Origin of the sequence: Leclercia sp. UBA5076, assembly GCF_002416465.1 — a bacterium.
In the GTDB taxonomy this organism is placed as follows: Bacteria; Pseudomonadota; Gammaproteobacteria; order Enterobacterales; family Enterobacteriaceae; genus Enterobacter.
Map to the genome: position 1 here is coordinate 345,927 of NZ_DIAO01000008.1, position 11,129 is coordinate 357,055.

At 53.1% G+C, this 11,129-nt stretch carries 14 protein-coding genes and 1 tRNA gene; 7 read left to right on the forward strand and 8 right to left on the reverse strand.

All coding sequences use genetic code 11. From position 1 onward, the window contains the following. Nucleotides 1-22: 22 nt before the first annotated feature. The 3 genes from csgC to csgB all read right to left on the reverse strand — a co-directional run bounded on the left by csgC (nt 23) and on the right by csgB (nt 1,350). Nucleotides 23-349, reverse strand: a complete 327-nt coding sequence (csgC, locus tag B3X29_RS09155; RefSeq protein WP_103179049.1) for a curli assembly chaperone CsgC — start codon at nt 347-349, stop codon at nt 23-25. Between the two features lie 61 nt (nt 350-410). Beyond that, nucleotides 411-860, reverse strand: a complete 450-nt coding sequence (gene csgA, locus B3X29_RS09160) for a curli major subunit CsgA (RefSeq protein ID WP_180210919.1) — start codon at nt 858-860, stop codon at nt 411-413. Nucleotides 861-900: 40 nt separating this feature from the next. After that, nucleotides 901-1,350 (reverse strand): curli minor subunit CsgB, encoded by a 450-nt coding sequence (gene csgB / locus B3X29_RS09165; protein WP_103179047.1) that lies wholly within the window; start codon nt 1,348-1,350, stop codon nt 901-903. A 746-nt stretch (nt 1,351-2,096) separates the two neighbouring features. Here csgB and csgD point away from each other — a divergent pair. The 4 genes from csgD to csgG are packed head-to-tail and all read left to right on the forward strand — an operon-like array spanning nt 2,097 to nt 4,428. Continuing rightward, on the forward strand, nt 2,097-2,747 hold the full coding sequence (gene csgD / locus B3X29_RS09170; RefSeq protein ID WP_103179046.1) for a biofilm master transcriptional regulator CsgD: 651 nt from the start codon (nt 2,097-2,099) through the stop codon (nt 2,745-2,747). A 4-nt stretch (nt 2,748-2,751) separates the two neighbouring features. Further along, nucleotides 2,752-3,141, forward strand: a complete 390-nt coding sequence (gene csgE, locus B3X29_RS09175; RefSeq protein ID WP_103179045.1) for a curli production assembly/transport protein CsgE — start codon at nt 2,752-2,754, stop codon at nt 3,139-3,141. 13 nt (nt 3,142-3,154) lie between these two features. Then, nucleotides 3,155-3,568 (forward strand): curli production assembly/transport protein CsgF, encoded by a 414-nt coding sequence (gene csgF / locus B3X29_RS09180; protein ID WP_103179044.1) that lies wholly within the window; start codon nt 3,155-3,157, stop codon nt 3,566-3,568. Between the two features lie 26 nt (nt 3,569-3,594). Further along, nucleotides 3,595-4,428, forward strand: coding sequence for a curli production assembly/transport protein CsgG (gene csgG / locus B3X29_RS09185; RefSeq protein ID WP_039032323.1), 834 nt, complete (start codon nt 3,595-3,597; stop codon nt 4,426-4,428). Between the two features lie 42 nt (nt 4,429-4,470). Here the strand turns inward: csgG and B3X29_RS09190 are convergent, their stop codons facing one another. The 4 genes from B3X29_RS09190 to ghrA all read right to left on the reverse strand — a co-directional run bounded on the left by B3X29_RS09190 (nt 4,471) and on the right by ghrA (nt 7,384). Beyond that, nucleotides 4,471-4,953, reverse strand: a complete 483-nt coding sequence (locus tag B3X29_RS09190) for a DUF1097 domain-containing protein (RefSeq protein ID WP_201304715.1) — start codon at nt 4,951-4,953, stop codon at nt 4,471-4,473. A gap of 96 nt (nt 4,954-5,049) precedes the next feature. Next, a complete protein-coding gene (locus B3X29_RS09195; protein ID WP_159339155.1) occupies nt 5,050-5,604 on the reverse strand; it encodes a TorD/DmsD family molecular chaperone in 555 nt (184 codons plus the stop codon). 20 nt (nt 5,605-5,624) lie between these two features. Next, nucleotides 5,625-6,362, reverse strand: a complete 738-nt coding sequence (locus tag B3X29_RS09200; protein WP_159339156.1) for a phosphatase — start codon at nt 6,360-6,362, stop codon at nt 5,625-5,627. Between the two features lie 83 nt (nt 6,363-6,445). Next, nucleotides 6,446-7,384 (reverse strand): glyoxylate/hydroxypyruvate reductase GhrA, encoded by a 939-nt coding sequence (gene ghrA / locus B3X29_RS09205; RefSeq protein ID WP_159339157.1) that lies wholly within the window; start codon nt 7,382-7,384, stop codon nt 6,446-6,448. Nucleotides 7,385-7,612: 228 nt separating this feature from the next. On the opposite strand from ghrA, the gene B3X29_RS09210 reads away from it, so the two are divergent. Beyond that, nucleotides 7,613-7,700, forward strand: a tRNA-Ser gene (locus tag B3X29_RS09210). A 535-nt stretch (nt 7,701-8,235) separates the two neighbouring features. Here B3X29_RS09210 and B3X29_RS09215 read toward each other — a convergent pair. Next, entirely contained in the window at nt 8,236-9,141 is a 906-nt protein-coding gene (locus B3X29_RS09215; RefSeq protein ID WP_103179039.1) for a LysR family transcriptional regulator, read from the reverse strand. 110 nt (nt 9,142-9,251) lie between these two features. Here B3X29_RS09215 and B3X29_RS09220 point away from each other — a divergent pair, with 110 nt between their 5' ends. Together B3X29_RS09220 and B3X29_RS09225 are read left to right on the forward strand one after the other, a co-directional pair. Further along, the gene (locus tag B3X29_RS09220; protein ID WP_159339158.1) at nt 9,252-10,112 is read left to right on the forward strand and encodes a pirin family protein; all 861 of its coding nucleotides are present in this window, start codon (nt 9,252-9,254) and stop codon (nt 10,110-10,112) included. Between the two features lie 20 nt (nt 10,113-10,132). Continuing rightward, a complete protein-coding gene (locus B3X29_RS09225) occupies nt 10,133-10,810 on the forward strand; it encodes an isochorismatase family protein (protein WP_103179037.1) in 678 nt (225 codons plus the stop codon). The last annotated feature ends 319 nt before the right edge of the window (nt 10,811-11,129 follow it).

Genomic DNA, 11,129 nt, shown 5'->3' on the forward strand with positions numbered 1-11,129 from the left:
GATTTCATGAATATTTTGAACATCAGGCTTTCGACGGAGGCCACTGTTGCGACAGATGCAACGACTTACCATCCGAGACCGTCACAATGACGTTTATCTTGTCATTGGGTCCGGAGTTCAGGGTCATACGGGAAAGGTTAACCGTTTTATTTGCCGGTAATGAGACGGTGTTTTGTTGACGCGAGGTGCTCTGACCGCCTGGGCCACTGCGCGAGGTGAGGATTTGCACCTGGCATAAACACGGTTCTGTGACGGTCACCTGAGGAATAATGGTCACGTTCTCACCTTCGGTGGTGGTCTGAAAGGTAATCTGACTGGTCAGCGCGGCAAGTAATAAAAGTGTATTCATCATCTTCTCCCCAAAAAAAAACAGGGCCTCAGCCCTGTTTTTTCGACGTACAGCGGCAGTATTAGTGCTGACCAGCAGTCACGGTGTTGCCGAAGCCAACCTGAGTGATGTTAGCAGACGCGCCGTTCATAGTTTGACGAAGATCGACTTCGTTACGACCACCAGACTGGCTTACAGTTGCAGAGAGGTTACGGCCACTCCACTGGCTGATGGTTGCTTCGTTACCCTGGCCACGCTGGGTCAGGCTGATTTCGCTGCTGTCAGCACCCTGAGACAGATCGGCATCGTTACCGAAGCCATTCTGACGAACGGTGATTTCAGAGCCACGGGCATCGCTTTGCAAAGCGTCCACATTGTTACGGCCACCATATTGATAAACGGTCAGCGATTCTGGGCTGACGTTGTTATTTCCATTACCACCATGGTTATTACCCCACTGTGGAACAGAACCAGCCATAGCACTGCCAGAAACCACGATTGCTGCAATTACTGCCACTTTTAAAAGTTTCATTGTAAAGCCCCCATCGGATTGATTAATTATCGCTCAATAGCTAGCGTTGGATTACGCGAATTGCCATTTGCGACTGTCTCTGTACTACAACTGCCGTTTTTTGCGTACCGTACTGCGTAATATTCGCTTTATTACCAGAACCTTTCTGAATAATCACTGCGGTATTACCATATGCACCTTGATTAATACTCGCATTGTTCGAGTTCCCTTTTTGATCAATATAGGCAAGGTTATAACTCCCTGATTGATCAATGTTCGCCCGATTATTTCCGCCCTCCTGAGAAACGACAGACAACAATTTCTGGCCGTGTTGTTGAACGTTAGCGTTATTATTTACGCCAGCTTGTCCAATGATTGCAGCCTGGTTATATGAGGATTTACTCAGCTCATTAACCGCGAAATTGTATTCTGCCGAAGCTAAATCAGTCGCTGCGAAAACAAATCCAGGTGCACCCAGTAATGTCAACATCAATAACAACTTGTTCTTCATGTTATCACCCTGGACCTGGTGGTATAATAACTGCGTTAACAAGAGCAAATATTTTGTTAACCCGGCGTTACGATGAAGAGTATGTCTGCCGAAACAATTTTAATATCTCACCCGCCAGTTGTATTTTTATTCTTTCATTCACCCCAAAGTATTAATTAAAATTAAATACCGTGGCGATACAACGATTTTACATAGGGTCAGCAAGGACCATTTTCACTTTGCAGAAATGGAAAACCGCAAATGCGTGGATTTGCCGTTTCGCTGGTCCAGAAGAGAGAAAACGGAATATATCCATGATTGCGTGACAAAGTCCGTGATTTCTTAAGGCGTTTACACATTGTAAAAATAGGCTTAGCGTTTTGCCCTGGCTCATACCTTATCGCTAATAGCCTAAAATTTATATTACCTATAAAAATCAAGGACTTAATCCAATTTGTATGACTTTTAAAATGTGTGCACCAATATCTTAATGTACAACTTTTTGATGATTTCTAATCAATTCATGAACTCATTTTTTACAAAGTAATATTTATTTTTACATCCTGTTACACGTTTAACACTTGCTTTAAAAAACGTTAAAGCTAGATTGAAAACAGAAGTTCGGCATTGCGAATTAATTTTCCCTTCTCTCTAAGGGATATGGTCTTTCTTCTACACACAGCAGTGCAACATCTGTCAGTACTTCTGGTGCCCCCAATAATATATTGGGGGCAACTGCCAGGTGTTTCATAAAAAGGGGTTTCATCATGTTTAATGAAGTCCATAGCTTGCATGGTCAGAGTTTATTGTTAGTGACCAAACCTTCTTTACAAGCGACAGCTTTACTACAGCATTTAAAGCATAGTTTAACGTTGAGCGGAAAATTGCATAGCATTCAACGCTCTTTCGATGACATTGCGCCTGGCAGCATTATTCTTTTCGATATGATGGAAGCGGATAAAAAACTTATCCAATACTGGCAAGATATTTTAAGCAGGAAAAACAACAATATCCGTGTGTTGTTGTTAAATACGCCCGAAGAATACCCCTTCAGGGATATTGAAAGTTGGCCACATATCAATGGCGTCTTTTACGTCAATGAGGATGAAACCCGCGTGGTTGAAGGCTTGCAGGGGGTTCTGCGTGGTGAATGTTACTTTTCACAGAAACTTGCCAGCTACCTCATAACGCACTCCGGAAATTATCGCTATAACAGTTCAGAGTCCGCTTTGCTGACCCACCGCGAAAAAGAGATTCTGAATAAATTACGTATCGGTGCTTCAAATAATGAAATCGCCCGTTCGTTATTTATCAGCGAAAATACGGTTAAGACTCATCTTTACAATCTTTTCAAGAAGATAGCTGTCAAAAACCGGACTCAGGCGGTTTCATGGGCAAATGATAACCTCAGGCGTTAACCCTATGAAACGCACAGTGAGTTGGATTGCCGCAGCAGGCTTATGGCTTGCTGCCGGGAATCTTCATGCGGTTGAAGTAGAGATCCCGGGATTGTTAACTGACCACACCGTCTCCGCAGTCGGCCATGCTTTTTATCGCGGCTTCAGCGACAAATGGGAAAGTGATTATCCCGGTAACTTAACTATCAGTGAACGGCCCAGCGCACGTTGGGGAAGCTGGATCACCATAACGGTTAATCAGGACGTTATTTTCCAGACCTTTTTATACCCCACGAAAACTGACCTGGATAAAAATGTGGTCTTTGCTCTGGCTCAAACCGAAGAGGCATTAAATCGCCTGCAGATCGATAAAGCTCTGCTGGGTACGGGCGATTTAGCACCAGACGAATTTTAATTCGGAGGCATCCATGCGTGTTGTCCATGCAGTTGTAGCTTTAATGCTTATTCCATCTCTGAGTTGGGCCGGAAATATGACCTTCCAGTTCCGCAACCCGAACTTTGGTGGAAACCCTAATAACGGTTCTTTTCTTTTAAACTCGGCCCAGGCACAAAACTCTTATACGGATCCAAATTCTGACGACTTCGGGTTTGAAACCCCGAGCGCGCTGGATAACTTTACCCAGGCAATCCAGGCCCAGGTTCTGGGCGGGCTGCTGACCAATATTAACACCGGCAAACCCGGCCGTATGGTGACCAGCGACTTTATAGTCGACATCGCTAATGCGGACGGACAAATGCAGCTGAACGTGACAGACCGCAAAACGGGGAAAACGTCCACCATTCAGGTTGCTGGCTTGCAAAGCGGTTCTACCGACTTTTAAATAATGTCGAGATAAGGATAATAATCATGCAGCGCTTTCTCCTCCTTGTTGCAGTGTGCTTATTGAGCGGCTGTTTAACTGCTCCTCCGAAAGAAGCAGCGAAACCGACATTAATGCCTCGCGCCCAGAGCTATCGTGATTTAACCAAATTGCCATTGCCAACGGGTAAGATCTACGTGTCGGTTTATAATATTCAGGATGAAACCGGGCAGTTTAAACCGTATCCGGCAAGTAACTTCTCAACGGCTGTACCGCAAAGCGCCACCGCCATGCTGGTCACTGCGTTAAAAGATTCTCGCTGGTTTATTCCTCTGGAACGTCAGGGGCTGCAAAACCTGCTCAACGAACGTAAGATCATTCGTGCTGCGCAGGATAACGGTACCGTGGCAATGAACAACCGTATTCCGTTGCATTCGCTCACGGCGGCGAACGTGATGGTTGAAGGTTCGATTATCGGCTACGAAAGTAACGTGAAATCGGGCGGTGTGGGGGCCCGGTATTTCGGTATTGGCGGCGATACGCAGTACCAGCTTGACCAGATTGCGGTGAACCTGCGTGTGGTCAACGTCAGTACCGGCGAAATTTTGTCGTCCGTGACCACCAGCAAAACCATTCTCTCGTATGAAGTGCAGGCCGGGGTGTTCCGTTTCATCGACTACCAGCGTCTGCTGGAGGGCGAAATCGGTTATACCTCTAACGAGCCGGTCATGCTCTGCCTGATGTCTGCTATCGAAACCGGGGTGATCTTCCTGATTAACGACGGTATCGATCGCGGATTGTGGGACCTGCAAAACAAAAATGAAGTGAAAAACGATATTCTGGTGAAATACCGCGAGATGTCGACGCCGCCAGAATCCTGACAGAAAGCGCATTAAAAAGGCGAGACCCTGGTCTCGCCTTTTTTATTCGCTCAACGCCGTGACGTTTCGCGTTTTCTCCCTGCGCGCCGCCAGCCACAGGCCGCTGTTTTTCATGGCGTAGCCAAACACCAGTCCCAGCGCCAGCGAAGGCACCACCAGCCGCCACTCCCCCTGCCCTGCAAAAGTGGCGCAGGCGCCCATAAAGGTGCCGGGCACAAACGAGAGCAGCAGATGTTTCGCCTGGATACACATCAAAAACGCCACCACGCCGGTCATAACGTAGCCAACGATTTCCAGATGGGGTGCCAGCGCGCTGCCGTGGATGATAATCATCGCCCACGCCACGCCGCTCATCAGCGTACAGGCCGAGATAAACAGCCCCTTCACGCCCCCCTGCGGGCAGGCGAAATAGGCCGTGCAGCCAAGGAAGCCCGCCCAACTGAGGAGTCCGAGAGAGACGGCAACCCAGCCCCATAAACCGGAGAGGATGCCTGTCGTGATTGCGATAGAAAGTAGAATGTTCATGGCGCGCATCTTAACAGATACGCGGCCATGAAATGAGATCAGGAACACATAATATGCAGATTGATATTTGCTGTTACATACAGATAGTGATCTAAATCACTCTTCATTCTCTTCCTGTAGCTCATCCCACATCGCGGCAATGGCATCGCGAGTCAGTGGGGCCATGGTACGCCAGAAGGACGAGGTGGCGTGCGCTTCAACCTTCCCGAGGAACGTCCCGCACCAGGGCAGGATATACTCCCCGAAGAGGGTTTCCAGCGCCTCGTTTTCATCTTCCGCCGCATGATCTTCAATCCACGACGCCGCCAGCAGCAGCGTGCCGAGATGGTCGGCTGGGGTATCGGTCAACGGCATCCCGCGTTCAGAGAGAAATGCGCGTACTTCGGCTTCGGTAGCGCCTTCTTCCCAGGCAGAGCGATACGGCGGCACGCGGCACTCCTCGCCAACAAACAGCGCATTGTAGTCGGCGGCGACCTGCTGCATGTCGCAGCTGTTTTGCAGACGCAGCAACAATTCATCCTGCTCAAGCGGCCAATTCTGGGCCAGCTTGCCTTCGCGGATCAAGGTAAACAGCGGCACCAGCAGCGGATCCTGCGGCTGGCGATAATAGAGAGAACCCAGTACGCGACAGAGGATGGAAAACTCATTCATTTATTTAGTCCATTACACAGTTAAAAATCAGCAAATTCATTGATTGGCGCCATGCCACGCGACGCCAGGAAATCGAGTAGCCGGCGCGGGGAGACGTTCAGGATGCGATCTTCCGGGAAGTCCACCGCGTCGAGGATTTTGCGGCATTCGCTAAAATCGCCCAGCGTGAAGGCGGTATGGGAATCGGAGCCCAGCGCCACATAGCCACCCGCCTCCTTCACCGCAGCTGCCACTGCCCGGCAGTTTGCTTCGCTCCCTTTACGGGAGTGAATAAAGGAGGAGTTGTTGATCTCCAGCGCCACGCGATGCTCCGCCGCCGCCTGCGCGACCGCCTGGATATCAATCGGGTATTTCGGGTTCCCCGGATGGCTGATGATATGTACGTTACCGCTGGCGATAGTGGCGATCATCGCCTCGGTATGGGAGGCTTGATCCTGAGGTGCGAAAACCGGCTCATGGAAACCAGCGAGGATCAGATCCAGAGAGGTGAGCATCGGGCCGGTACAGTCAATGTCGCCCTGGGTATTTTTGATGTTGGCCTCTATGCCGCGCAGGATCCCGACGCCATCCACCACCCGCGGCCAGATGCGCATGTTCACAAAGTGCCAGTAGTGCGGCGCATCCGCCATATCCGGACCATGATCGGTGATCGCAAAGAGCTTAATGTTTTTTTGTTTTGCCTGGGCGATGTAGTCATGAAGGTTGCTGTAGGCGTGGGTACTGGCGACGGTGTGCATATGCAGGTCAACGGGGTACATCGTTCTCTCCTCTCGTGTTTCCCAAAGGATAGCAGTTATCACGGGCGTTTATCAGCAAAAACCCGGCAATCGCCGGGTATAACTCAGTAACCGCGCTGTCTGTCGACCTGCCCGGTAACCTGTTCGCCCTTCTCCAGCTGCGAGATGGTGCGGGCGATATAGTCGATGGCTTCTGCCGGACGCGTCACCGCCGCAATGTGGGGCGTCATGGCCACGCGCGGGTGCGCCCACAGGGGATTGTTCGCCGGTAACGGCTCTTTGCTGTAGACATCCAGCATCGCGCCTTTCAGCTTGCCGCTCTCCAGCGCCGCCAGCAGATCGGCTTCCACCACGTGTACGCCACGCGCCAGGTTCATCAGGTAGCTGTTGTCCGCCAGCTGGTTGATGAGCGCCTTATTAATGATCCCAACCGTCTCAGCCGTATTCGGCAGCAGGTTAATCAGCACCCGCGTGCCGTCTAAAAACTGCGGTAACTCTTCCTTCCCGGCAAAGCTGGTGACGCCAGGGTAGTCTTTACGGGTGCGGCTCCAGCAGCGCAGCGGGAAGCCCCACGGTGCCAGCGCTTCGGCCACTTTCGATCCCAACACCCCGGCCCCGAGGATCCCGATAGTAAAATCTTCGCGCTGATAGTCGGCCAGCGGCTCCCAGCGGGCCTGCTGTTTCAGCGCCTGATAATCGTCAAAGCGGCGGAACCAGTGCAGCACCTGGCTGACCGCATACTCCTGCATCTGCTGGCCCATGCCGGTATCTTCCAGGCGAAACAGGGGGATCGACTCCGCCAGCATTTCCGGGTGCGCCTTGAGCTTGCTGAGGATGGAATCCACCCCTGCCCCAAGGGCAAACACCGCTTTCAGGTTTCGCCCCTGCAGCATCTCAACCGGAGGGTGCCACACCAGCGCATAATCTGCGGGTTCGTTATCGCCGCGCTTCCACTCCCGAACCCGGGCGCCTGGCAGCGCCGCCGAAAGTGTTTTTATCCAGTAAGCGTTATCAAATGTTGGGTGATAAAAAATAATATCCATTGCGATTGCCTTCTGTTGCGCTGTTTTATGTTCATTATCAACTGGATTGCAGCATAACAAATTTTGCGAGTGCGGTCGTTGCTGATAAAAAAGGCACTTTCAGCGCAATTAAAAATCATGTTGGCTGAAGTTTGTCTGAACGCGCTAATTTACTGAAAAAGTTGATTGACGTAAGTCAGGCTTTTCCTTACATTAGCGCCCGTCCCAGCAACAACGGGATGACAATATGGTGAGGTGTCCGAGTGGCTGAAGGAGCACGCCTGGAAAGTGTGTATACGGCAACGTATCGGGGGTTCGAATCCCCCCCTCACCGCCATATTTAAAGAAGAGCTCGCATGAAAATGCGGGCTTTTTTTTTCGCATGTTGCTCGCCTGTGGGGGGATGAGAACCCCCGACCGGGGTTCAACAACTGGCGCAGCCAGTTGGACAGACTGAGCGCGCAGCGAACAGGCTGCCCGAACAAAACGCAGGGAGCGTTTTTGAACAACGCTTGCGTTGGCCCCGAAGGGGCGAGACCCATGGATGGGCCGAGTAACGGCGAGCGCAGCGAGTCAATCCCCCCCTCACCGCCATATTCGAGATAAGAGCTCGTACGAAAGTACGGGCTTTTTTCTTTTATATTCTCCGCTGGGGGGATGAGAACCCTCGACCGGGGTTCGACAACTGGCGACAGCCAGTACATGTCGGGTGGCGCTACGCTTACCCGACCTACGAAACCCAAATCCAGCCTCGATTCCGTAGGCCTGATAAGCGCAGCGCCATCAGGCATTTTGCCTTAATGCAATACCGCGCGCTCTGGAAGCGTCGGGTGGCGCCAGGCTTACCCGACCTACGAAACCCAAACCCGGCCTCACTCCTCCACCATCCGCGCATACTCCCCGGTCAAAAAATCCACCAGCGTCCTGACTGACGGCAACAGCCCGCGCCGGGAGGGATAGACCGCATGGATCACTTCCCGGCGTGGCTCCCACTCTTCCAGCACTTTTATTAATGTCCCGGACGCCAGTTGCTCTTTGACCATCAAAATGGGTAACTGCACCAGCCCCACGCCCGCTATCGCCGCCTCCCGCAGCGCCAGCATATCGGTGGTCATCAGGCGCGGCTGAAAATGGATCTCCGCTTTTGCCCCCTCCGGCCCGCTTAGCGCCCACTTATGAACCTGTCTCCCCTCCCCCAGACTCAGGCCCGGCCAGGCGCTGAGCTCCGATGGCGTGGCCGGCACACCCAGACGCTGGATCAACTGCGGACTCGCCACCAGGCAGTGCCCTCTGTCGGCAAGCACCCGCAACACCAGATCGCTGTCATCAAATGGGCGAGGACGCACACGGATGGCGATATCAACACCCTCCGCCACCAGATCCACCCGCCGGTTGGTCGCCTCAAGCTGCAGATTAATACCGGGGTAATGCGCCATAAACTTAGCCAGCATCGGCCCGACGTGGACGTGCAGCAGCGTGACCGGACAGGTGATCCGCACCAGGCCACGCGGTTCCGCCTGCAAGGCCGCGACCGCCTCCTCCGCTGCCTCGGCTTCTATCAGCATCGCCTTGCAGTGTTGATAGAAGGTCTGCCCCACTTCAGTAACCGTAAACTGCCGCGTTGTCCGCTGGATCAGACGTACCCCAAGCCGAGCCTCCAGTTGGGCAATCCGTCGGCTGAGCCGGGATTTTGGCAGATCGAGCGCCCGCCCGGCTGCCGCGAAACCGCCGTACTCGACCACTTTGACAAACCACGCGAAATCATTGAGATCCTGCATAACGTCCTCATCGTTCCATAAATGGAACAGTGCATGTCATTTTCACTATCTACCGGAATATTAACCCTGAATATAAGCTAATTACATCAACAGAACATCAGGAGAAACCGATGAAAAACGTAACAGGCATTTATACCGCACCCCGGCCGCACTGGGTTGGCGACGGTTTTCCGGTGCGTTCGATGTTTTCATACCAGACCCATGGTGAGCCACTGAGCCCATTTTTACTGCTGGATTACGCCGGGCCTTACTCGTTCCCGGCGGATGGCGCGAAACGCGGCGTGGGCCAGCACCCGCACCGCGGCTTTGAAACAGTGACCATCGTCTATTCCGGCGAAGTTGAACACCGCGATTCCACCGGTAAAGGCGGCGTGATTGGCCCGGGTGACGTGCAGTGGATGACCGCAGGCTCCGGCATTTTGCATGAGGAGTTCCACTCCAGGGCCTTTGCGCAAAACGGAGGGGAACTAAAAATGTTGCAGCTGTGGGTCAACCTGCCCGCGAAGGACAAGATGACGGCGCCGGGCTATCAGAGCATCACAAAACGTCAGATCCCGGTGGTGACGCTACCTGACGACGGCGGATCGCTACGGGTGATCGCCGGACGCTACGAGGAGACCACCGGTCCGGCGCACAGTTACTCCCCGCTGAACGTCTGGGACATCGCCCTGCATCAGGGTAGCCATCTTACGCTCAGCCAACCTGAGGGCTGGAGCACCGCGCTGGTGGTGCTGGAGGGCAGCGTGACGGTGAACGGCGTCGCACAGGCAGGTGAAGCCCAGCTGGTGGTACTGAGCCAGCAAGGGGAGAAGCTGCATCTGGAAGCCAGCAGCGATGCCAAAGTGCTGCTGATGGCCGGGGAGCCGCTGAATGAACCCATCGTCGGCTACGGCCCGTTTGTGATGAACAGTAAAAGCGAAATCGCCGAAGCCGTTCGCGATTTCAATTCCGGCCGCTTCGGCCAGATCTGAAGGTAATAAAGGAGAGAATCATGTCTACCCCTGCTAACTTTAACGGCGCCCGTCCGGCCATTGATGTCGATGATGCGGTGATGTTGCTTATCGATCACCAGAGCGGCCTGTTCCAGACCGTGGGTGATATGCCGATGCCGGAACTGCGTGCCCGCGCCGCGGCGCTGGCAAAAATCGCTACTCTTGCGAATATCCCGGTGATCACCACTGCCTCCGTACCGCAAGGGCCAAACGGGCCGCTGATCCCGGAGATCCACGCCAATGCACCCCATGCGCAGTACGTGGCGCGTAAGGGTGAGATTAACGCCTGGGATAATCCGGACTTCGTCGCTGCTGTGAAGGCGACCGGGCGCAAGACGCTGATTATCGCCGGTACCATTACCAGCGTCTGCATGGCCTTCCCGTCGATCAGCGCGGTGGCCGACGGCTATAAGGTGTTTGCGGTGATCGATGCGTCAGGCACTTACAGCAAAATGGCGCAGGAGATTACCCTGGCGCGTATCGTCCAGGCTGGCGTCGTACCGATGGATACCGCCGCCGTCGCCTCGGAGATCCAGCGCACCTGGAATCGTGAAGATGCATCGCAGTGGGCAGAAGTCTATACCCATATCTTCCCGGCTTATCAGCTGCTGATTGAAAGCTACGGTAAAGCGCAAGAGGTCGTAAAGAACGGGGAAGCACTCGATTCACAACGTTAATCGCCCGCTCCACGGCCTGAAAACCGTGGAGCTGCTTATTGCTTAACCGAACGCGCAGTAAAGCAGAAAATCTGCTTGACCGTTTTAGCCTGACTCCCTATAGTAGCGCCCCGTTGCCCCCGAGAGGAAAGGCAGCAAAACAAGATGGTGAGGTGTCCGATTGGCCGTCGGCGCAGGCCTGGAACGTGTGTATACGGCAACCTATCGGCGGTTCGAATGCCCCCCTCACCGCTATATTTATAGAAGAGCCAGCCTGCAAATGCGGGCTTTTTTTTCGCATGTTGCTCGCCTGTGGGTGGGGATGAGAACCCCCGACCGG